Origin of the sequence: Hymenobacter coccineus (assembly GCF_001816125.1) — a bacterium.
Classification (GTDB): domain Bacteria; phylum Bacteroidota; class Bacteroidia; order Cytophagales; family Hymenobacteraceae; genus Hymenobacter; species Hymenobacter coccineus.
Genome location: NZ_MDZA01000442.1, coordinates 1 through 21,164 on the forward strand (window position 1 = coordinate 1; position 21,164 = coordinate 21,164).

Annotated in this window: 19 protein-coding genes and 1 tRNA gene; 8 read left to right on the plus strand and 12 right to left on the minus strand. The window is 62.2% G+C overall.

The features are described 5' to 3' along the window. Positions 1-66 precede the first annotated feature (66 nt). The 7 genes from gmd to asnB form a co-directional block, all read right to left on the minus strand. Positions 67-1,182 (minus strand): GDP-mannose 4,6-dehydratase, encoded by a 1,116-nt coding sequence (gmd, locus tag BEN49_RS23235; RefSeq protein ID WP_070747090.1) that lies wholly within the window; start codon positions 1,180-1,182, stop codon positions 67-69. A gap of 943 nt (positions 1,183-2,125) precedes the next feature. Then, on the minus strand, positions 2,126-3,055 hold the full coding sequence (locus BEN49_RS23240; protein ID WP_070747092.1) for a glycosyltransferase family 2 protein: 930 nt from the start codon (positions 3,053-3,055) through the stop codon (positions 2,126-2,128). Between the two features lie 80 nt (positions 3,056-3,135). Then, positions 3,136-4,245, minus strand: coding sequence for a DegT/DnrJ/EryC1/StrS family aminotransferase (locus tag BEN49_RS23245; RefSeq protein ID WP_070747094.1), 1,110 nt, complete (start codon positions 4,243-4,245; stop codon positions 3,136-3,138). A 60-nt stretch (positions 4,246-4,305) separates the two neighbouring features. After that, positions 4,306-4,734, minus strand: coding sequence for a sugar 3,4-ketoisomerase (locus tag BEN49_RS23250; protein WP_070747096.1), 429 nt, complete (start codon positions 4,732-4,734; stop codon positions 4,306-4,308). Positions 4,735-4,802: 68 nt separating this feature from the next. After that, entirely contained in the window at positions 4,803-5,753 is a 951-nt protein-coding gene (locus BEN49_RS23255; RefSeq protein ID WP_070747098.1) for a UDP-glucuronic acid decarboxylase family protein, read from the minus strand. A gap of 86 nt (positions 5,754-5,839) precedes the next feature. Continuing rightward, entirely contained in the window at positions 5,840-7,180 is a 1,341-nt protein-coding gene (locus BEN49_RS23260; RefSeq protein WP_070747100.1) for a UDP-glucose dehydrogenase family protein, read from the minus strand. 80 nt (positions 7,181-7,260) lie between these two features. After that, positions 7,261-9,165, minus strand: coding sequence for an asparagine synthase (glutamine-hydrolyzing) (gene asnB, locus BEN49_RS23265; RefSeq protein WP_070747102.1), 1,905 nt, complete (start codon positions 9,163-9,165; stop codon positions 7,261-7,263). 123 nt (positions 9,166-9,288) lie between these two features. On the opposite strand from asnB, the gene BEN49_RS23270 reads away from it, so the two are divergent. Next, the gene (locus tag BEN49_RS23270) at positions 9,289-9,732 is read left to right on the plus strand and encodes an acyl-CoA-binding protein (protein WP_070747104.1); all 444 of its coding nucleotides are present in this window, start codon (positions 9,289-9,291) and stop codon (positions 9,730-9,732) included. 93 nt (positions 9,733-9,825) lie between these two features. On the opposite strand, the gene BEN49_RS23275 is transcribed toward BEN49_RS23270, so the two are convergent. Further along, positions 9,826-11,238, minus strand: coding sequence for an FAD-binding oxidoreductase (locus tag BEN49_RS23275; protein ID WP_070747106.1), 1,413 nt, complete (start codon positions 11,236-11,238; stop codon positions 9,826-9,828). A gap of 125 nt (positions 11,239-11,363) precedes the next feature. On the opposite strand from BEN49_RS23275, the gene BEN49_RS23280 reads away from it, so the two are divergent. The 6 genes from BEN49_RS23280 to BEN49_RS23295 all read left to right on the plus strand — a co-directional run bounded on the left by BEN49_RS23280 (position 11,364) and on the right by BEN49_RS23295 (position 16,267). Further along, complete coding sequence (locus tag BEN49_RS23280) at positions 11,364-11,999, plus strand: C40 family peptidase (protein ID WP_083326405.1); 636 nt, start codon at positions 11,364-11,366, stop codon at positions 11,997-11,999. 145 nt (positions 12,000-12,144) lie between these two features. After that, entirely contained in the window at positions 12,145-12,396 is a 252-nt protein-coding gene (locus BEN49_RS26140; protein ID WP_083326406.1) for a carboxypeptidase-like regulatory domain-containing protein, read from the plus strand. Further along, positions 12,393-15,065: an outer membrane beta-barrel protein gene (locus BEN49_RS23285; protein ID WP_083326407.1), complete on the plus strand. Its 2,673-nt coding sequence runs from the start codon at positions 12,393-12,395 to the stop codon at positions 15,063-15,065. Before BEN49_RS26140 ends, BEN49_RS23285 begins: the two co-directional genes overlap by 4 nt. Next, on the plus strand, positions 15,052-15,627 hold the full coding sequence (locus tag BEN49_RS26145; RefSeq protein WP_125917170.1) for a hypothetical protein: 576 nt from the start codon (positions 15,052-15,054) through the stop codon (positions 15,625-15,627). Before BEN49_RS23285 ends, BEN49_RS26145 begins: the two co-directional genes overlap by 14 nt. Positions 15,628-15,814: 187 nt before the next feature. After that, positions 15,815-15,888 (plus strand) — tRNA-Ala (locus tag BEN49_RS23290). 172 nt (positions 15,889-16,060) lie between these two features. Next, positions 16,061-16,267: a heavy-metal-associated domain-containing protein gene (locus BEN49_RS23295; RefSeq protein ID WP_070747108.1), complete on the plus strand. Its 207-nt coding sequence runs from the start codon at positions 16,061-16,063 to the stop codon at positions 16,265-16,267. Between the two features lie 89 nt (positions 16,268-16,356). On the opposite strand, the gene cysK is transcribed toward BEN49_RS23295, so the two are convergent. Both cysK and BEN49_RS23305 read right to left on the minus strand, forming a co-directional pair. Further along, complete coding sequence (gene cysK, locus BEN49_RS23300) at positions 16,357-17,280, minus strand: cysteine synthase A (protein ID WP_070747110.1); 924 nt, start codon at positions 17,278-17,280, stop codon at positions 16,357-16,359. A 147-nt stretch (positions 17,281-17,427) separates the two neighbouring features. Then, positions 17,428-18,267, minus strand: coding sequence for a serine O-acetyltransferase (locus tag BEN49_RS23305; protein ID WP_070747118.1), 840 nt, complete (start codon positions 18,265-18,267; stop codon positions 17,428-17,430). Between the two features lie 153 nt (positions 18,268-18,420). On the opposite strand from BEN49_RS23305, the gene BEN49_RS23310 reads away from it, so the two are divergent. Continuing rightward, positions 18,421-18,756: a cupin domain-containing protein gene (locus BEN49_RS23310; protein WP_070747112.1), complete on the plus strand. Its 336-nt coding sequence runs from the start codon at positions 18,421-18,423 to the stop codon at positions 18,754-18,756. Between the two features lie 191 nt (positions 18,757-18,947). Here BEN49_RS23310 and BEN49_RS23315 read toward each other — a convergent pair whose 3' ends face one another. Together BEN49_RS23315 and BEN49_RS29030 are read right to left on the minus strand one after the other, a co-directional pair. Next, on the minus strand, positions 18,948-19,754 hold the full coding sequence (locus BEN49_RS23315; RefSeq protein ID WP_070747114.1) for a mechanosensitive ion channel family protein: 807 nt from the start codon (positions 19,752-19,754) through the stop codon (positions 18,948-18,950). Between the two features lie 191 nt (positions 19,755-19,945). Continuing rightward, on the minus strand, positions 19,946-21,164 hold a 1,219-nt coding region (locus BEN49_RS29030), incomplete at its 5' end, for a peptidylprolyl isomerase (RefSeq protein WP_204376192.1).

The following is a 21,164-nucleotide window of genomic DNA, read 5'->3' on the forward strand; positions in this document are numbered from 1 at the left end:
TGCGAGTCCGCGCGTCTGAACGTTCAGACGCGCGGACTCGCAGAGTCCACGCTACATTTAGTACCTCTATTCGGCGTAGTTCTTCAGGATGGTGTGACCACCTTCGCGCAGGTACTCGTCACGGCGAGCGCCGTCCACGTCAGCCTGCATCATCTCCTTCACCAGGCCCTGGAGGTCGTACTGCGGCACCCAGCCCAGCTTCTGCTTGGCTTTGGTGGGGTCGCCGATGAGCAGCTCCACTTCCGTCGGGCGGAAATAGCGCTCATCTACTTCCATCACTATTGTACCCGCAGCAACCTGGTACTCGGGGTTGTGGCAGGCCACTACCCGGCCTTTCTCGGTGACGCCTTCGCCTTCGAAAGCCACCTCAATGCCAACTTCCATGAAGGCCAGGCGGATGAATTCGCGCACCGTGGTGGTCACGCCGGTCGCAATCACAAAGTCTTCGGCTTCGTCCTGCTGGAGCATGCGCCACATGGCTTCCACGTAGTCTTTGGCGTGGCCCCAGTCGCGCTTGGCGTCGATGTTGCCCAGGAACAAAGCGTCTTGCAGGCCCAGGGCGATGCGGGCCACGGCGCGCGTGATTTTGCGCGTCACGAAGGTTTCGCCGCGCAGGGGGCTCTCGTGGTTAAAGAGGATGCCGTTGCAAGCGTACATGCCGTAAGCCTCGCGGTAATTCACCGTAATCCAGTAGCCGTAGAGCTTAGCCACGGCGTAGGGCGAGCGGGGGTAAAAGGGCGTCGTTTCCGACTGCGGTACCTGCTGCACCAAGCCGTACAGCTCGGAAGTCGAAGCCTGATAGATGCGCGTCTTCTTGGTCATGCCCAGGATGCGCACAGCTTCGAGCAGGCGCAGCGTGCCTACGCCGTCCACGTCGGCTGTGTACTCGGGAGTGTCAAACGACACTTTCACGTGCGACATGGCCCCCAAGTTGTAAATCTCATCGGGCTGCACCTCCTGCACGATGCGGATCAGGTTGGTCGAGTCGCTCAAGTCGCCGTAGTGCAACTTAAAGTGCACGTTCTTCTCGTGCGGGTCCTGGTACAGGTGGTCAATGCGTTCGGTATTGAACAGCGAGGAGCGGCGCTTGATGCCGTGCACCTCATAGCCTTTGCTTAACAATAATTCGGCGAGGTAGGAACCATCCTGCCCGGTAATGCCCGTGATAAGTGCGCGTTTCATGATGCGTGAAATGATGTTTGGATTATAAAATGAATTAGTAAAATACAAGTGACCAATTGGAGCGCAACGAAACCAGACAAATTGCGGATTTCGGCCGCTCCGCGTTGCAATTAACATCAAAGATATAAGATGCTATGTCAATATTTTACCCTTGCCAAGCGCGATCCGTCATACCCACCAAGACTAATTACCAATTTTCATTTTTTCACAAGCGCCCTTGCCGCTTCATAATTACATGCTTACTGCCGTAATACGCCCATTAAGCAGTCTTGCACACCGCTGCTCAAGCACGAAATTCTTTTACTTGCCAGCTTGAGCAACGAGTTAGGATTCGGTAAGCCATTTATCTCCTTCAAAAAATATTAGAATTTTCACAAAATTGTACTTAACTAATGCAATCGTTCTTCATCAACTCACGCTTATACTTCTGCTATTAATTCAACTATTTATGGGTTTGGCAGGCTTATTTTACATTTTTTCTCCAAATTGCCCACTGACCTCCCACCCTATTTAAGGCAGGCTGGAGTATGGCTGGAGCATGGTCGGAGTTACTCTGGAGTTAGTCTGCGGTAACTGCGGCCCTACTTAGCGCAACCATTGGTCATTTCGCGAAGCTTCACCCTGGCAGACCCTGCTAATTATCCGCTATCCCAATGGCTCCCGCAAAACATCAAATTGAACTATACCAATAAAGAGCCGTTGATTTATGCAAGTGGGGCCCTCCCTAACTTATTCCATTTTGTGCCGGTGGTGGTCTAAAGTGAGGTAGTTCGGCGGCTTTTTCTGTCGTCGAACCACTCGGGCGATTAACAGGAGCCGGTGTTTTTTGGTAAGACAGGCCCGACGAAGCGCTTCGGTCAATTCGCCGGACCACCCTGCTTTAGACCACCGCCTTTGTGGCTATCCCCTGCGAGAACTTGGCCTTTCTTTCGGCAAGGGGCCCTCAATAGAGGTCTTTGACCACGTACAAGGGACGGTTGCGAGCGGCATCGAGCCCGCGCCACACGTACTCGCCGATTACCCCCAAGGCTATCATCTGGAACGCGGACACGAATAATAGCACCACCATGAGGGTGGTCCAGCCAGCCGGTTCGTTGGGGTGCACCAGCTTGAGGACGATGACGTAGAGGCCGTAGAAGAAAGCCAGCAAGCCCAGGCCCAGGCCCACCACCGAAATAGCGCGGATGGGCACGAACGAAAACGAGACGAGCGAGTCAATCAGGAGCGTAATTTTTTTGGTCACCGTCCACCGCGACTGGCCAATCTGACGCTTGCGGCGGGTGTAGGGCAGGCTCACGTGCGCAAAACCTAGCCACAGCATGAGGTAGAACACGTTGGAGTTGCGCTCGTGCAGCTTCAGAATTTCGGTGGCTACCTGCCGGTCAAACAAAGCGTAATCGAAGCCGCCATCGGGGATGTTCCGCAGGGCCAGGTGCTTCATCAACCAGTGAAACACCTTGGCTAGCCGCTCGCCAACGCCGGTTTCCTCGCGCTCCTGCCGGTTGCCGACAACCAGCTTGAAGCCCTGCTGCCAGTAGCCGTACATCTGGGCCATGAGGGCGGGCGGGTCCTGCAAATCGGCCGTAGTAATGGCCAGGCAGTCGCCGGTGGCGTGGGCCAGGCCCGCCACAATGGCGTTGTACGAACCCACGTTGCCGGCCAAGTCCACGATACGCAGGCGGTCGGGGTACTGCGCCTGGGCCCGGCGCAGGGCCCCCAAAGTGCCATCGCCCGAGCCGTCGTTGACGAATACGTACTCGAAGGTCAAGTCATCGGCCGCGAAGTTGGCCTCGTTGGCCACCAGTTCGGCCACCGTCACCGGAATATTTTCCTCGTTGTAGTAGCAAGGAACGACGACGGAAAGCTTGGGCATGGTGTTCTGAGGCAGAGGTGCAACGCGGCGTAGTGGCCAGCCGGCCCGCTTGGCTGCACTTTATCAGCCACAAAACTGCTTCAAAATTGACGAATGGCCGCGGCTACGGCTGCTACCTGCGCTTCGGTCATACCCGGCCACAGGGGCAGGCTGAGGCAGGTGGCGGCCAGGTTTTCGGCAATGGGCAGGGCCCCCGGTGCGAGGCCGAGGCCAGCGTAGGCGGGCTGGCGGTGGGGCGGCACCGGGTAGTGGATGAGCGTGCCGATGCCCCGCGCTGCCAGGTGCTGTTGCAGCGCGTCGCGCCGGGAGGTGTGCACCACGTAGAGGTGGTACACGTGGGTGGCGCCGGGGGCCACGGCTGGCAGGCGCAGGCCGTTAATACCGGCCAGGTGCTGGCCGTACCAGGCGGCTAGCTGCCGGCGCTGGGCCGTCCAGGCGGCCAGGTGCCCGAGCTTAACGCGCAGCACGGCGGCCTGCAGCTCGTCGAGGCGGGAGTTGTAGCCAACAACGTCGTTGTGGTACTTGCGCGCCGAGCCGTAGTTGCGCAGCGTGCGCACCCGTTCGGCCAGGTCCGCGTCGGCGGTGGTGAGGGCCCCGGCGTCGCCGAGGGCCCCCAGGTTTTTGCCGGGGTAGAAGCTGGTGGCGTTCAGGGCCCCAAAGCTGCCAGTGAGTTGCCCATTGAAGGCGGCGCCCTGAGCCTGGGCGTTGTCCTCCACTACGTGCAGGCCGTGCTGCCGGGCTACTTCCATGATTTCCGGCATTTGACACGCCTGGCCGTACAGGTGCACCGGCATAATGGCGCGGGTACGCGGCGTGAGGGCCCCCACCAGCCGCACCGGATCGAGGTTGCTGGTGGCGGGATCGGGCTCCACGGGCACCGGGCGGGCCCCCACGTGCGTCACGGCCAGCCACGTAGCGATGTAGGTGTTGGACGGCACCAGCACTTCATCGCCGGGCCCCACACCCAGGGCCCGCAGCGCCAGCGCCAGGGCATCGAGGCCGTTGGCCACGCCCACCGCATGCGGCACTTGATTGAAAGCCGCGTATTCGCGCTCAAAGGCCGCCACTTCGTCGCCGAGCACGTACCAGGCCGAATCGTAGACGCGAGCCACGGCGGCCAGCACCTCCTCGCGCAGCGGCGCGTGCTGGGGCACAATCGAGAAAAAAGGAATCGGCAGGGGCCCGGGCATGGTGCAAGCAGCTGCCCCCGGCGTAGCCTGCCGGCGGGCCGGGCAAAGATAGCCCCGCCCCTACCCCGCCGGCCGGCCGGGCCCCAGCGCCCGGAACTGGTCGTAGTCGCGGATGTAGTCAGCCTCGTCGTAGGGCTGCGAGGCCAGCACCAGCTGCACCGCCGAGTGCGAGTACTGCATGGTGTGCCACGTAAAGGGCGGCACGTACAGGCCCATACGAGGGTCTTCGAGCCGGAAGGTATGCAGGGCCCCGGCGGCCGTTTCGGTAACGACGGTGATGCGCCCGGCCACGGCCACCAGCACCTGCTCGGTGCGGTGGTGGGCGTGGCGGCCCCGCACGATGCTCTCGGGGGTGTAGTACGTCCAGAAAACGCGCTGCACGGCAAATGGCACTTCCGCGCCCTGCCCGTCGGCTACCGAGATGTAGCCAATATCAGGGGCCCCCAGCTTGGGCAGGGCAATGAGGTAGGGGTCAGGAAAATCAGGCATGGCACAACAAAAAAAGCGGGAACGGCTTGGCGCCGCTCCCGCTTCAAAATAACAACTAGGGGGCCCTATTACACTTTCACGTGCTCCTTGAAGTACTCCAGGGTGCGGCGCAGGCCCTCGGCCCGGTCCACCTTGGGCTCCCAGCCCAAGATTTCCTTGGCCTTGGTGATGTCGGGCCTGCGCTTCATCGGGTCGTTTTCGGGCAGCGCCTGGTAGGTCGGCTTGAACTCGACGCCGGTGAGGCGGGCAATTTCTTCGCCGAACTGCTTGATGGTGATTTCCGAAGGGTTGCCGATGTTCACCGGCATGTGGTAGTCACTCAGCAGCAGGCGGTAAATGCCCTCCACCAGGTCGTCCACGTAGCAGAACGAGCGGGTCTGCGAGCCATCGCCGAACACGGTTAGGTTCTCGCCGCGCAGCGCCTGCGACAGGAAAGCCGGCAGCACGCGGCCGTCGTCGAGGCGCATCCGGGGCCCGTAGGTGTTGAAGATGCGGATGATGCGGGTTTCCAGGCCGTGGTGGTTGTGGTAAGCCATCGTAATGGCCTCCTGGAAACGCTTGGCCTCGTCGTAGCAGCCACGGGGCCCCACGGGGTTCACGTTACCCCAATACTCCTCCACCTGGGGGTGCACTTCCGGGTCGCCGTACACTTCCGACGTGCTGGCAATCAGCATCCGGGCCCCCTTCACCCGCGCCAGGCCCAGCAGGTTGTGGGTACCGAGCGAGCCCACTTTCAGGGTCTGGATCGGAATTTTCAGGTAGTCAATCGGCGAGGCCGGTGAGGCGAAGTGCAGGATGTAATCCAGCTTGCCAGGCACGAACACGAACTTGCTGACGTCGGCATTATGGAACTCAAATTCCTTCTTACCAAACAAATGCTCAATATTTTGGAGCGACCCGGTAATCAGGTTATCCATTGCAATGACGTGGTAGCCTTCGGCCAGAAACCGGTCGCAGAGGTGCGACCCCAGGAAGCCCGCCCCACCGGTGATGAGGATGCGTTTTTTTTCTTCAGACATTTTCTTTAGCTCTTAGCTATTGGTTATTAGCCGTTAGCTTTTTGAGAGAATTATTAAATAAAGGCGACAAGCTAGTAGCTAAGCACTTAAGCAGCTGGCTCCTTGTGGTCGGTTTTCACGCCAATGCAGTGGTAGGTAAAGCCCAGCTCCTTCAACTCTTTGGCTTCGTAGATGTTACGGCCGTCAAAGATGGCTTTCTGCTTCATCAGGCGGGCCATCACGCCAAAGTTCGGCACCCGGAAATCGGGCCATTCCGTCACCACCAGCAGCGCGTCGGCGTCAATAAGGGCCTCAAACTCGTCCTTGGCGTAGGCAATCCGGTCGCCCAGGCTGTGCTTGGCTTCGGGCATGGCCACCGGGTCGTAGGCCGTTACGGTGCAGCCCGCGGCCAGCAGCTTCTCGATGATAACCAGCGAGGGCGCCTCGCGCATGTCGTCGGTTTTCGGCTTGAAGCTGAGGCCCCACACGGCGATGTGCAGCCCGCGCAGCTCGCCCTGGAAGTGGCGGCTCAGCTTATCAAACAGCACCGATTTCTGGGCGTCGTTCACCGATTCCACGGCCCGCAGCACCTGCATGTCGTAGCCGTTTTCCTGGGCCGTTTTAATCAGCGCCTTCACGTCTTTCGGGAAGCACGACCCGCCGTAGCCGATGCCGGGGTAGATGAACTTGGTGCCAATCCGGGCATCGGAACCGATGCCGCGGCGCACCATGTTCACGTCGGCCCCCATGATTTCGCAGAGGTTGGCCACGTCATTCATGAACGATATCTTCGTGGCCAGCATGGAGTTGGCGGCATATTTCGTCATTTCAGCCGACGGGATATCCATGAAGATAATCGGGTGGCCATTGAGCAGGAACGGCTTGTAGAGCTTGGTCATCACCTCTTCTGCCCGCTCCGACGAGATGCCCACTACGATGCGGTCAGGCTTCAGGAAGTCGTCGATGGCCGCGCCCTCTTTCAAAAACTCGGGGTTGGAGGCCACGTCGAATTCTACCGATGCACCGCGCTTTTGCAGGGCCTGCTCCAGCTCGGTGCGCACCTTGGCGGCCGTGCCCACGGGCACGGTGCTTTTGGTAACGACAACGCAGTATTCGTCGATGTTTTCGCCGATGCCACGGGCCACGGCCAGTACGTACTTCAGGTCGGCCGAGCCGTCTTCGCCGGGAGGGGTGCCCACGGCGATGAAGGCCACATCGCAGCCTTTGATGGCTTCGCTCAGGTTAGTGGAAAAGTGCAGCCGTCCTTTCTCGACGTTGCGGCTCACCATTTCCTCCAGGCCCGGCTCATAAATGGGCAGGATGCCGTTGTGGAGGTTATCGATTTTTTTCTGGTCGATGTCGATGCAGGTCACATCAATGCCTACTTCGGCAAAGCACGTGCCCGTCACCAGGCCCACATAGCCAGTGCCTACTACTGCAATCTTCATTTTAATTAGTTAAGGTGTAATATTTAGAAATATAGAAGCTAAGCTATGCCTTAGGAATGATTCAACAAAATATTCATCTGCTAAACCATGTATTTTTTCCACCACGTCTGGAACACGATGAGGGCCCAGATACGCGCGTGCACGTCGCCCGGGCTGCGCGAGAAGAGCTGGGCTTTGAGCTTGCGTACCTCGTCAACGTCGAAGATGCCCTGGCTCGTCACGAACTCGTCGGCCAGCAGGTCGTTCTCGATGAGGGGGCGCAACTCGTTGCGCATCCACTTCAGCAGGGGCACCTCGAAGCCGTGCTTGGGCCGGTCGTATAGCTCGGTCGGCAACTCAGCGCGGAAGGCGTCCTGCACGATTCTTTTTTTCATGGCGCTGTTCACCTTACTGCTGACGGGCAGCGAGAAGGCAAAATCCACCACTTTATAGTCGAGGAACGGAGTGCGCACTTCCAGCGAGTTGGCCATGCTCATCATGTCCACTTTCGCGAGCATGTCGTAGGGCAACACTAAGGTCATGTCGGTGAGCAGCACCTCGTTGAGGTCACCGTCGGCGTGGAGATGCTCCAGAACGTCTTTGCGGCGCTTTTCGGCCAGCTTCTTGCCAATTTTCTGGCGGCTGGCAGGGCTCAGCAGGGCCCGGGCGTCCTTCTCGGAGGCGAAGGTGGCCCAGTCCCAGTAGCGGTCCTTCACGCCGGAGAGCATGCCGCGCGAAAAGCGCTGGAGCTGGCGCACCTTGTTGCCAAAGAAGCCGTTGCGCGACTTGGGCAGCGCGTCCCACAGGAAGTTCAGGCCCGTCACGGCTTCGGCCTTGAAGCCGCCCTGGCGCACCTTGAACTCGCCCATGTGCTTGTTGTAGCCGCCAAAAATCTCGTCGGCCCCGTCGCCGCTCAGCGCCACCGTCACCTGCTGGCGGGTGCGCTGGCTTAGGATGTACACGGCCAGGGCCGAGGAATCGGCAAACGGCTCGTCGAGGTAGTCCAGCATGTCGTGCAGGTGCTCGTACAAGTCGTTATTAGTCAACGAGAAGACCGTATGGTTGGTCTTGTGCCGGGCCGCCACCAGGTTGGCGTACTTGGTTTCGTCGAAGAATGGCTCGTCTTTGAAGCCGATGCTGAACGTGCTCAGGTGCGGGGTGTGGCGGGCGGCCAGCGCCGTGATAACGCTCGAATCGATGCCACCGCTCAGGAAGGCCCCCAGGGGCACGTCGGCCACGAGGCGGCGCTGCACGGCGTCGTCCATCAGGTCGACCAGCTTTTTCTGCTGTTGCTCGTAGCTGAGCTTGTTTTTGGCGGTTTTCTTGGGGTCGTACGGAATCTTGTACCAGGCCTTGCCCACCACCTTGCCACCCTTCACATACAAGTAATGGCCGGGCAACAATTTCTTCACGCCCTTGAAGATGCTGGCGGGCCCGGGGATGTAGTTGAGCTGCAAATACTGGCTCAAAGCCACGTAGTCAATCTTGCGCGGCACGCCCAGGGCCAGCATCGACTTCATCTCCGAAGCGAAAAACAACTGGTCTTCGTCGCGGTACACCAGTAGCGGCTTCACGCCGTACCGGTCGCGGGCGATGAAAAGCGAGTTTTCCTCCTTGTCGTAGATGGCAAAGCCGAAGAAGCCGTTCAGCTTTTTGATGAAGCTGCGGCCCTCGGTGATGTAGAGCTGGAGGATGACCTCGGTGTCGGTTTGCGAGTGGAACCGGCAACCTTTTTTAATCAACTTCTCACGCAGCTCGCGGTAATTGAAGATTTCTCCATTGAACACAATGGTGTAGCGGCCAGCCTCGTCGGTCATCGGCTGGTTGCCGTCGGCCGACAAGTCGAGGATGGCCAGGCGGCGGAAGCCCAGCCCGCACTGGTCGTACACGAAGTGGCCCTGCGAGTCAGGCCCGCGGCGGACAATGGCATCGGTGGATGCCTGCAAGCGCGTCAGCGATTGGCGGCCGGCATCAGAAAAGGCAAAAACTCCGGTAATTCCACACATAAGCTGCGGGCGAAAGTACGCACGGCCGGCGGTTGGGGCCCCAGCGCGGCGCAAAACCGGCGCCGCAACCTGCGCCCGGCGAAGGCAGTACACCCAGCAGTTTCCACCCATTTTCTTTCCCCTATGAATTCCGCCGACGCCACCCTCGACCAACAGTTCCAAGCCGCCGTGGAGCGGGTCAACAACCTGCCGCCCGACGCGGCCGCCGCCCAGATGACCGACCTTTACGGCCTCTACAAGCAAGCCACCGACGGCGACGTGGACATGAAAGGCGACGCCGTGGCCGCCGATGAGGCCACCGACGCCAGCGGCCCCGCCGGCCTTTCGCAGGGCCAGTGGGACTCGTGGAACAAGTACAAAGGCACGCCCCAGGAAGAAGCCAAGCGCCAGTACGTGGCCCGCGCCGCCGAAGCCGCCGGGGGCCACGCCGGTGCCGACCCGGCCCAGACCGTGCCCACCGATGGCCGCACCGGGGCCCCCGCCGCCGCCGACCACGGCGGCCTGCGCGGCTCCCTCGACGAGGGCACGCCCTACGGCGGCGAAGACAAATTGAAGGGCCAGCAATAAGCGTTCAGGGCCCCGGACGCACAACGCCCGCGCTGCACGAATGCAGCGCGGGCCGTTGTGCGTCCGGGGCCCTATGCGTTGGCAGCGGGCGGGCTAAAATATTTTACCCGGGTTCATAATACCATGCGGGTCAAACACTTGCTTGATGCCGCGCATCAGGTTGAGGTTGATGTCGGGCAGGGCGATGCCGATGTAGCCTTTCTGCACCAGGCCAATGCCGTGCTCGCCGCTGATGGTGCCGCCCAGCCGCACGCAGAGCCGGAAAATCTCGCTGATGGGCTCGCGCAGGCCCACGTTCCACTTCTCGTCGTCGAGGTCGCCGCGGATGATGTTGACGTGCAGATTGCCGTCGCCGGCGTGGCCGTAGCACACGGTTTTGAAGCCGTACCGGGCCCCTATTTCCTTCACGCCCGCCAGCAAAGCGGGTAGCTCGGCGCGGGGCACCACGGTATCTTCCTCTTTATACACCGAATTGTAGCGCACCGAATTGCCGATGTTGCGCCGGATGCGCCACAGCTCATCCTTCTGAGTGGCGGTGTCGGCCAGCAAAATCTCGCCCACGTCGTAGCGCTCCAGCACTTCGTACACCTGCTCGGCTTCCTTGTAGAGGTACTCCAGGTCCTGGCCGTCCAGCTCGATGAGCAGGTGGGCCTTGATGTCTTCGGGCAGGGTGAGCGGGATTTTCAGGTAATCCGACGACCAGGCGATGGCCTCGCGCTCCATGAACTCCATACCCGACGGCACGATGCCCGCCCGGAACACCGCCGACACAGCCTCGGCCGCCTGCGCCTCCTGGCGGAAGGGCACCAGCATCAGGATGTTCTGCTTTGGGTAGGGCAGCAGCCGGAACACGGCTTTGGTGACGATGCCCAGCGTGCCCTCCGAGCCCACCATCAGCTGGGTGATGTTGTAGCCGGTGGCGTTTTTGAGGGTGTTGGCGCCGGTCCAGATGATTTCGCCGGTGGGCAGCACCACTTGCAGGTTCAGCACGTAGTCCTTCGTCACGCCGTACTTCACGGCCTTGGGGCCCCCGCTGCTCTGGCTCAGGTTGCCGCCCAAAAAGCACGAGCCCTTGCTGGCCGGGTCAGGCGGGTAGAACAGGCCCACGGCCTGCACCGCGTTCTGGAACGCTTCCGTCACCACGCCGGGCTCGACGGTGGCTTGCAGGTTGCGCTCGTCGATTTGCAGGATTTTGTTGAAGCGCGCCATGCGCAGCACCACGCCGTGGTGCACCGGCAGGGCCCCGCCGCTGAGGCCCGTGCCCGCCCCGCGGGCCGTGACGGGCACCCGCGCCGCGTGGCAGAGGCGCATGATTTCGCTGATTTCTTCGGGCGTGCCGGGCGTCAGCACCACGTCGGGGGCGAAGTGCAGGTCCTCGGTGTGGTCCTGGCCGTAAGTGGCGTACTCTTCGGCAGGCACGCGCTGGGCCGTGGCCACGTGGGCGGGCCCCACAATGGCTTCGAGCTGCACCAGCAGCGCGGGGGTGAGGGCGTTGAAGTCGGGCATGGGCAAAAAGGAAATGAGATTTTGCGGGTATGTGATTAGCTGTTAGCAACAAGTGGCACCAAAGAATTGTGTTGCCAGCGCAAAGATCCTATTCCGGCCAACGAATAAAAGTATATTTGCGACCGATGGGTAGGAGGACGACGAAGATACTGCTGCTGTTTGGGCTCTGGGCCGCGTTGGTGCTGGGCGCGTGCAGCCGCAAACTCAACTACCGCGACGGCCGCTACCGCTCGGCCCGCGACATGGTGCGTCTCAAGAACGGCAGCCGGGCTCCCGCCCGCCCCGCCCTCAAAACCAAGAACAAGTACAGCCCCGCCAGCGGGGCCAGCACCAAAACCGTGGCCCGGCGCCCGTTTCGGGCGGGCAGCGCCACCGGCACGCTGGCCACCGTCATCGACGCGGCCCGCGCCTACCAGGGCACGCCGTACCTGTTTGGGGGCACCACGCGGCTGGGGCTCGATTGCTCGGGCCTGCTACAGCTGGCGTTCGGCGAGGCGGGCGTATCCATCCCGCGCTCTTCTAACGAGCAGGCCGTGTGGGGCGACCCCGTAGCGGCCCGCGACCTGCGCCCCGGCGACCTGATCTTTTTTGGGGCCTCGCCCGGCAGCCGCACCATCACCCACGTGGGCATGGTCACGGTGGCCAACGCCGACGGGGTGGACTTTATTCACGCCTCCAGCTCGCTGGGCGTGGTCGAAAACAGCTTCGAATCCGACTATTATCTGAGCCGGTTCATCCGCGCGGTGCGCCCCCGTTTGTAAAAGCTACCCATTACCTTTGCCTAGCCATTTGGTGGGTCAAACCAATATTGTTTTGGATAACATTGGCTTAACACTGATCTGGCTTCGCCGCTTCCATTCCAAATTCCCTTTTTGCCACATCTATTTTTTTACTAACCCTTTTCGTATGAATCTTTTACGTTTACGCTATTTGCTGCTGATGCTGCTGATGCTAACGGCCCACCTGGGCTGGAGCCAGGGCACCACCACAGCCGCCATGAACGGGGTAATCTCGGACAAGACCGGGATGGGCCTGCCCGGCGCCACGGTTATCGCCGTGCACACCCCCACCAACACCCAGTACGTGGTGCCGACCAACTCCGACGGTCGCTTCAACCTGCAGAACATGCGCGTTGGGGCCCCTACACCGTTAAGGTGAGCTTCGTGGGCTACCGCGACGTGCAGCGCGACGGCGTATTCCTGAGCCTGGGCCAGAACCTGCGCTTCGACGTGAAGCTGGACGACGCTTCGACCGAGCTGACCGAGGTGACCGTGAGCGGCCGCCGCGACCCGGTGATGAACGCCAGCCACACCGGCGCCAGCACCACCGTGCAGCGCGAAACCATCGAGCGCCTCCCCACCCTGAACCGCTCGCTAGCCGACTTCACCCGCCTCACGCCCCAGGCCAACGGCCAGGGCTTCGGCGGCCGCAGCAGCAGCTTCAACAACATCACCGTTGACGGCGCCATCTTCAACAACGCCTTTGGCTTGTCGTCGACGGTAGGCGGCCAGGCCGGGGCCCAGCCCATTTCGCTCGACGCCATCGACCAGATTCAGGTGAGCATCGCACCGTTTGACGTGCGCCAGGGTTCGTTTACCGGCGCCGGCATCAACGTGGTGACCCGTTCGGGCAGCAACAAGTTTTCGGCTTCGATCTACGACTTCTACCGCAACCAACAGTTTGTGGGCAGCAAGGTGGGCAACGTGGATTCGCCCTACCCCACTTTTAACCTGAACAACGTCGGCTTCCGCATTGGGGGCCCCATCATTAAGGACAAGCTATTCTTCTTCCTTAACGCCGAGCGCGAGCGCCGCAACGACCCGCCCACGGGCAACTACACCGCCAACCGCGGCACCACCACGCCGCCCCTCGGCGGCACGGTGTCCACGGCTTCGGGCCGCGACCTGGATGCGCTGAGCAGCTTCTTGCAGGCCCAGTACGGCTACAGCGCCGGGCCGTACGAGAACTTTGTGCTCCGTTCGAACAGCGACAAGATTACGGCCCGCCTGGACTGGAACATCAGCCAGAACCACCGCTTCAACATCAAGTACAACTACTTGAAGTCGTACTCCGATATCCCACCGAGCACTTCCGGCGCCATCGCCGGCCAGCGTTCGCAGTCGTACTTCGGCCTGCCCTTCCTATCGTCGTACTATACCATCAACAACAACCTGAACTCGATCATTGCCGAGTTGAACAGCACCTTCGGCAGCGGCAAATACTCGAACAACCTGACGGGTGGCTACTCGGCTTTCCGCGACCTGCGCTCCAGCCTCGGCGGCAGCCCCTTCCCGCTGGTTGACATCGGAACGGCTACCGGCCCCAGCACTACGGCTACGCAACTGGCCGGTATTACCGCTCAAAATTCGCTGACCTCGTTTGGCTACGAGCCCTTCACCGCCTTCAACCTGCTGAACTCGGACGTGTACCAGCTCGGCGACAACTTCACCGCCTATCTCGGTAAGCACAACGTGACGGTGGGTACTTACAACGAATACTACAAGTTCCGCAACGGCTTCGCGCCGAACTACTACGGCAACTACTCGTTCAACTCGCTGGAGGATTTCTACAACTCGGCGGGCTTTAGCTACGACCGCGGCACGGCTACCGCCACGCCGCTGGCGGCCGGCGCGACTCGCCTGGGGCCCCAGCGCTACAACCTGCAATACTCGGCCCTGCCCGGTGGCCAGTTCCCCTACGCCGACATTCAGGCAGCTCAGTTTGGCCTGTACTTGCAGGATGAGTGGTCGCCCCGCAGCAACCTGCGCGTGACCTACGGCGTTCGCGCCGACTTGCCCTTCGTGACGTCGGACCTGCAGCAGAACACCAACGCCGCGGCCCTTACGTTCCGCGACGGGGTGAAGATCAACACCGGCAACCTGCCCAAGAAGCAAGTGCTGTTCTCGCCCCGCGTGGGCTTTAACTGGGACGTGAACGACGACCGCAAAACGCAGCTGCGCGGCGGTACGGGCATCTTCACCGGCCGCGTGCCATTCGTGTGGCTCTCCAACCAGGCCAGCAACAACGGTGTGCAGTTCGGCTCCTTCAGCACTTCGGGCGCGGTGGCCGTGGGCACCAACCCGAACGCGTCCATCTACCCGTTCAGCCCGAACCCCGACGCCTACCGGCCGCAGAACGCCGCGGCTAACACGGCCTACAACCTGGCCGTAACGGACCAGAACTTCAAGTTCCCACAGGTGTGGCGCACCAACCTGGCCATCGATCAGGAGCTGTTCGGCGGCTTGATTGGTACCCTAGAGGCCTTCTACACGAAGGACGTAAACTCGGTGTACCACCAGAACGTGAACTTGCCCGGCACGGAAGCCAACCCGTTTGCCCGTTCGGCCGGGGCTGATGCCCGGCCTATTTTCTACACGCTCGGCGCCGCCCAGACGGGCAACAACGCTGGCCTAGTAACCGCTACCCGCAACTACCAGATTTACGCGGGCCGCGGCGGTGCCACGGCTGCTAACCCCAACATCAGCGACGCCATCCTGATGAAGAATACGAACAAGGGCTACTCCTACGCCATTACGGCGCAGCTGCAGAAGACCTTCAACAACGGCGTATACGCCAGCGCGGCTTACACCTACTCCGACGCCCGCTCGGTGAACGACGGCGGCTCGATTGCCCAGTCCATCTGGCGCGACCGCTCGGTATCGGGCGATCCGAACGCCGAGGTGCTGAGCTACTCGCAGTTTCTGTTGCAGCACCGCGTGATTGGTTCGCTATCGTACCGCCACGAGTACCTGGGCCACCTGGGCACCACGCTGTCCATGTTCTACCAGGGGCCCCGCCGGCCGCTTCTCGTACGTGTACTCGGGTGACATGAACGGCGACAACCAGACGTCGAACGACCTGATGTACATCCCGCGCAACGCCAACGAAATCAACCTGCGCAACATCAACCTCACGGCTGCCCAGGGGGGTGGCACCTACACCGCGGCGCAGCAGTTCACCGACCTGGACAACTTCATCAACCAGGACAAGTACCTGAGCCAGCACCGCGGCGAGTACGCCGAGCGCAACGGCGCCGTGCTGCCCTGGCAGCACTCGCTGGACATGCGCTTGCTCCAGGACATCTTCACCAACATCGGCACCAACCGCAACACTTTGCAGTTGAGCATCGATATCTTCAACATCGGCAACCTGCTCAACAGCAACTGGGGCACTTTCCAGGTACCCAACCGCAGCAACCCGCTGACGTTTGACGGCTACAACGCCGCTGGCCAGCCCGTATTTGAGTACCGCTACCTGACCAACCCGTCCGTAGCCACCGACGGCTCGCAGACGGCCGGCGTGAAGCTAACGGACACGTTCCGCAACAACACTGGCAGCCTTGGCTCGCGCTGGCAGGGCCAGGTGGGCGTGCGCTACCTCTTCAACTAAGCCTTTCGGCCCACGTTGCCTTAAAAAGCGGGCGGAACTTCGGTTCCGCCCGCTTTTTTTCTGGCTGATTAGTTGGGCGTTGGCTTTGGCCGGGCAAAAAAAGTACCAGGGGCCCTTGCCAATGTGCGCCGGGGCCTTACTTTTGCAGAACCAAATCGCAATAGGCGCCGCGGTAACCCACAAAAACGGGGGATTAGCTCAGTTGGCTAGAGCGCTTGCATGGCATGCAAGAGGTCATCGGTTCGACTCCGATATTCTCCACTTTTTTTAAAGCCCGGTCCGCAAGCGAACCGGGCTTTTCTGTTTTCAGGGCCTCGCCAAATTGCATTGCCAGCGGGCACAATTCTGCACCGGGGCCCCGGCACCGAATGGCCCCCCGGCTTGTTAGATACTCAGCTGCGCGTTGCGGCCTCACTCCTACTCTTATCCGCTCATGGCTACCCTACAGTTCAAAACCACCATCAATTGCGCTAGCTGCGTGCGCGCCATTACCCCCACCCTCAACGGCGAGCCCGCCATCGAAACCTGGCAGGTCGACACGGCCAGTCCCGACAAGCTCCTCACGGTGCACACCACGCTGGGGGCCCCGCAGGTAGCCGCCCTGGTGCAGGAAGCCGGCTTCGAAGCGCAGGCCGTTTAGCGCCGAATGTTTCGGCTACAAAAAAGAGGGCCCCGCTTCGGCGGGGCCCTCTTTTTTGTTTTACACTTAGCGCACTACGCGCCGGGGCCCTACACGAATAGGCCATCCACCGACAAGTACCGCTCGCCGGTGTCGTAGCAGAAGGTGAGGACGCGCCCGCCCTGGGGCACTTCGGCCAGCTTCTTGCCCACGGCGGCCAGGCTGGCGCCCGACGAGATGCCGCAGAACAGACCTTCCTCGCGGGCGGCGCGGCGCGTCATCTCGTAGGCCTCGGCCTGGGTAATTTGGATGGCACCGTCCAGGATGGCAGTGTGCAGGTTTTCGGGGATGAAGCCCGCGCCGATGCCCTGGATGGGATGGGGCCCTGGGGCCCCACCGCTAATAACGGGCGAGGCCTCGGGCTCAACGGCGAAGGTTTTCATGTTCGGGAACAGCGGCTTGAGCGCCTCCGTAACGCCCGTGATGTGGCCGCCGGTGCCCACGCCGGTGATGTGGAAGTCGAAGCCCTCGGGCATGTCGTGCAGGATCTCCTGGGCCGTGGTTTCGGCGTGGATGCGCACGTTGGCGGGGTTGTCGAACTGCATGGGCATCCAGGCGCCGGGGGTGGCAGCCACCATTTCGCGGGCCTTTTCGATGGCGCCCTTCATGCCCTTTTCGCGGGGCGTCAGCTCCAGGCCGGCGCCGTAGGCGGCCATTAGGCGGCGGCGCTCGATGCTCATGCTCTCGGGCATCACGAGCGTGATTTTGTAGCCCTTCACGGCGGCCACCAGGGCCAGGCCCACGCCGGTGTTGCCCGAGGTGGGCTCCACGATGAGGCTGTCGGGGGTGAGGAGGCCGTCCTTTTCGGCCTGCTCGATCATGGCCAGCGCAATGCGGTCCTTAATGGACCCGCCGGGGTTAGTGCGTTCCAGCTTCACCCACACCTCCACGTCGGGGCGGGTATCGGCAAACAATTTATTAAGGCGCAGCAGCGGCGTGTGGCCAATGGTTTCGAGGATGTTGTTGACTTTCATCAGATTACTTACGTTGCGGATGGGAAGGAAGATAAGAAAGGAAAACGGCGGACGTTAGTCGGCAAGGACAACATCGGCTTGATAACAAAGTCAAAGGCATAAAGCGACGGAACAGTAAAGCCAGCTCAGGGTTAGCCGGCAATTCCCTCAAATTGAAAACATCAGCTCGTTGGCCGGGTCTTCGGAGCGGGAGATGTGGATTTGGGCGCGGTGGTACACGCGCGAGTGCGAGGGTACGCTTTCGGTGAGCCACACGTTGCCACCGATGATGCTGCGCGTGCCCACCACCGTGCTGCCCCCCAAGATGGTAGCTCCGGCGTAAATCACCACCTGGTCCTCGATGGTGGGGTGGCGCTTGTGGCCCTGCAAGCCCTTGGTTACGCTGAGGGCCCCGAGTGTGACGCCCTGGTAAATCTGCACGTTGGCCCCAATTTCGGCCGTTTCGCCGATGACGATGCCCGTGCCGTGGTCGATGCAGAACGCCGGGCCGATGCGGGCCCCGGGGTGGATGTCGACGCCCGTGCGCTGATGGGCGTGCTCGGCCAGCAGGCGCGGCAGGCGCGGCAGCCCGCGCTGGTGCAGGGCGTGGGCCAGCCGGTGCAGGGCCGTGGCATAAAAGCCGGGGTAGGTGCTGATGACCTCGGCGCGGTCCTGGGCGGCGGGGTCGCTGGCAAGAATGGCGGTGGCGTCGCGCAGCAGGGCCTCGCGCAGCAGCGGCAGCTGGGCCGTGAACTCGGCGGCCAGCGTGGCGGCGGGCGCGGGCAGGCCCGGCACGTTGGCCAGCAGGGCCCCCAGCTCGGCCCCGAAGCGGTGCAGCTCGGCGGCCACGGCGTCGGCGCTGGTGAGGGGGCGCTCGGCGCGCTCAGGGAAGAGCAGGGCCAGCAGGTTGTCGGCCAAGGCGCAGAAGGCGGCTCCGGGCAGGGCATCGGGCACGGCGGCGTGGGCGTGGGCCAGGTGGGTGGCAAAACCAGCGGAAGTGGTGGTCACGGCAAGCAAAGGAAAATTATAAACGGGCAAAGCCAACCGGTTCAACCCCGCGGGCGGCGGAAGGTTTGGGGCTGGCTGGGCAACCGCGGCCCGGTGCCGGCCGTTATCCTAGCGGCAATCAGCGCTTTTCTTTTTGCTTTAAATCCTTCCAAAATGTCCGATACCACCATCACCAAAGTTGATTCGCGCTACTCCCCCAAGGGCCCCGAGGGCGAAAAATTCCTGGCTTCCGGCAAGCACGTTTCCATGCGCATGTGGGAAAATGAGCAGCCCGGCGAGCCCAAGGCCCCCAGCGCCGCCGCCTACGAAACCGTGGGCTACGTGCTCAGCGGCAAGGCCGAGCTGCACCTGGCCGGCCAGGTAGTGGTGCTGGAGCAAGGCAACTCGTGGGTAGTGCCCCAAGGCGCCGAGCACACCTACAAAATCCTCGAAAGCTTCTCGGCCGTGGAGGCCACCTCGCCCCCCTCGCAAATGCACGGCGGCAAGTAATTTCCAAGGCAACGTTGCCTAAACAAGTGCGGCCCCGGGGCCCTGGCAATACTGCCGGGGCCCCGGGGCCGCACTGCGCTGGGCAGGTAATAGCTGCCTGAAGCTGTTAGGATTAACACAAACGATCCTGGTTATTCAGTGGCCGCGCACACCGGCTTCTCCCTGCCCCACGCGGAATAGGGCCCCGGGGCCTACGCGGCAGCTGGCTTCTGGGGTGGGTAAACGACGGGCTGCAACCGCTCAAGGAGGCGGTTGAAGGCGGCGTCGTCCTGCCCGGGCAGGGTGTGGGCGCGAAACGCCACCGTGGTGGTACCGGCCTTGATGGCCACCACGTCCACCGTTGGGGTGGGGCTGGCCAGTACCTGCGGGTCGGCTTGCAGCACGGGCAGGGTGCGGGCGCGCAGGGCGGCCACGTCGGTGCTCGCGTCCACGTCCACCTGGATTTCCACCAGCGCGTGCCTGCCCGACGACTTATTGACAATCACGCCGTTGGAGGTGGAGCCGTTGGGCAGAATTATGGTATCGCCGTGGGGCGTGAGCAGCAGCGTGTTGAAGATTTGGATGGCTTGAACCACGCCGCTTTTGCCCTGGGCCTCGATGGCATCGCCCACCATAAACGGCTTGAACACCAGGATGAGCACCCCGCCGGCAAAGTTGGCCAGCGTGCCTTGCAGGGCCAGGCCCACGGCCAAGCCCGCGGCCCCCAATATGGCCACGAATGACGTCGTTTGCAACCCCACCATCCCCGCTACGCTGATGAGCAGCAGCACTTTGAGGGCAATGCTGAACATGCTGGTAAGGAACAAGCGCAGCGACACATCGAGCCGCTCGGTGGCCACTGCTACCAGGCGGCTGGCCCAGCCCACCACCCACCAGCCCACCAGCAGCACCAGCAGGGCCACGGCCAGCCGGGGCAGGTACAGCACCACCAGCGACACCAGCTGCGTGGCATAGCCCGTGAGCCGCTCGGTGGAAAAAGGATTATTAATCAACAACATAAGCAACCTTGTTCAGGATAAAATGATGCGTTTTTAGGGTGCGTAAGGCAGGTTGTTAAGAAGGCTTCGAAACGGTCATGCTGAACGCAGTGAAGCATCTTTCCTGCTTCGTATGAGCTGTTCAACGAAGTGTTAGAAATGCTTCACTGCGTTCAGCATGACCATTGCCACAGCATTTCTTACCCGCATTCCTACGGATTAGCCACCAGCTCCACGGCCACGATTTTATCCCCGATTTCGAGGTGGTGCACCGTGGACATTCCGCTGATTACCTGGGCAAAAATGGTGTAGCGGCCGTCGAGGTGCGGGGTGGGCGTGTGGGTGATGAACCACTGGCAGCTCTCCGTGTCTTTGCCGGCCGAGGCCAGGCCCACGCTGCCTTCCCGGTAGCGCAGGTCGCCAAACTCCGAGCGCAGCGTGTAGTCGGTGCTGCCCGAGCCGTCGCCGCGCGGGTCGCCGCCCTGGGCCACAAAATCGGGCACCACGCGGTGGAAATACAGCCCGTCGTAGAAATGCCGCCGCACCAGCGCCACGAAGCTGGCCACCGAGCCGGGCGCGTCGTTCACCTTCAATTCCAGCACGATATCGCCCTGGGTGGTGCTGATTTTCACGCGCTGGTTGGTCGGAACGCTTTGCACCAGGGCCCAGTCGATGGGGTGCTGGCGGGCCTGGCCCACGGGGCTCGGCGTGGGCTGCGGGGCGCGGGTTAGCTTGTCGAGCGCCTGCTGCAAGCCCTGCCAGGCCTCAATGTCGCGCGGCAGTTGCAGGTTGGCCTGGGCTTGGCGCAGGGCCTCCAGGTCGGCGGGCGCGGCGGCGGGCACCAGCTTGGGGTCGGCAAAAGCTTCGGCGGCGGTACCGAGCTGGGCCACGTCGCCGCCGGCCAAGGCCTGGCGCAGGGCCCCGGCAAAATCAGCCTGGCGGCCGGCCGGGAAATCAGCCTGGCGGCGGGCGGCCACCAGGGCCCCCAGCGCGTAGCCCCCCACCACCGGCGACTGCCCCGCGGCAAAGGCCTCGCGCTGCAAGAAGTCGAAGCTGCCCGCGTTTTCGCCCAACGCTTGCAGCAAGTAGCCTTTTTCGTACACCGAAGCAGCCGCGCCGTAACGCTTCTCCACCGTGCCCGCGATGCTGGGGCGGCTGGCGGGGCTGGCCACCTTCAGGGCCGCTGCCAGCAGTGTGGCCCGCACGCGCCAGGCGTCGTGGCGGGTGGCTTCGGCGGCCAGGGCGTCGCCGGTTTCGCCCCGGGCGTGGGCCAGCAGCCACTCGGCCGCCGTGAGGGCTACCGGCTCGCGCCGGTCGCTCAGGGCCCCAAACACCGTGGTGCGGCTGGCGCTGTACTCGGTGGGGCCATATAGTAAGCCGCGCAGCACCACCACGCGCACCCGGTAGTCGGCGTCGCGGGCGGCGGCGCGG

What these genes read in the sequence shown, in the direction of transcription:
- gmd (WP_070747090.1), bottom strand. Translation starts at nt 1,182, where the DNA reads ATGAAACGCGCACTTATCACGGGCATTACCGGGCAGGATGGTTCCTAC.
- BEN49_RS23240 (WP_070747092.1), bottom strand. Translation starts at nt 3,055, where the DNA reads ATGCCCAAGCTTTCCGTCGTCGTTCCTTGCTACTACAACGAGGAAAAT.
- BEN49_RS23245 (WP_070747094.1), bottom strand. Translation starts at nt 4,245, where the DNA reads ATGCCCGGGCCCCTGCCGATTCCTTTTTTCTCGATTGTGCCCCAGCAC.
- BEN49_RS23250 (WP_070747096.1), bottom strand. Translation starts at nt 4,734, where the DNA reads ATGCCTGATTTTCCTGACCCCTACCTCATTGCCCTGCCCAAGCTGGGG.
- BEN49_RS23255 (WP_070747098.1), bottom strand. Translation starts at nt 5,753, where the DNA reads ATGTCTGAAGAAAAAAAACGCATCCTCATCACCGGTGGGGCGGGCTTC.
- BEN49_RS23260 (WP_070747100.1), bottom strand. Translation starts at nt 7,180, where the DNA reads ATGAAGATTGCAGTAGTAGGCACTGGCTATGTGGGCCTGGTGACGGGC.
- asnB (WP_070747102.1), bottom strand. Translation starts at nt 9,165, where the DNA reads ATGTGTGGAATTACCGGAGTTTTTGCCTTTTCTGATGCCGGCCGCCAA.
- BEN49_RS23270 (WP_070747104.1), top strand. Translation starts at nt 9,289, where the DNA reads ATGAATTCCGCCGACGCCACCCTCGACCAACAGTTCCAAGCCGCCGTG.
- BEN49_RS23275 (WP_070747106.1), bottom strand. Translation starts at nt 11,238, where the DNA reads ATGCCCGACTTCAACGCCCTCACCCCCGCGCTGCTGGTGCAGCTCGAA.
- BEN49_RS23280 (WP_083326405.1), top strand. Translation starts at nt 11,364, where the DNA reads ATGGGTAGGAGGACGACGAAGATACTGCTGCTGTTTGGGCTCTGGGCC.
- BEN49_RS26140 (WP_083326406.1), top strand. Translation starts at nt 12,145, where the DNA reads ATGAATCTTTTACGTTTACGCTATTTGCTGCTGATGCTGCTGATGCTA.
- BEN49_RS23295 (WP_070747108.1), top strand. Translation starts at nt 16,061, where the DNA reads ATGGCTACCCTACAGTTCAAAACCACCATCAATTGCGCTAGCTGCGTG.
- cysK (WP_070747110.1), bottom strand. Translation starts at nt 17,280, where the DNA reads ATGAAAGTCAACAACATCCTCGAAACCATTGGCCACACGCCGCTGCTG.
- BEN49_RS23310 (WP_070747112.1), top strand. Translation starts at nt 18,421, where the DNA reads ATGTCCGATACCACCATCACCAAAGTTGATTCGCGCTACTCCCCCAAG.
- BEN49_RS23315 (WP_070747114.1), bottom strand. Translation starts at nt 19,754, where the DNA reads ATGTTGTTGATTAATAATCCTTTTTCCACCGAGCGGCTCACGGGCTAT.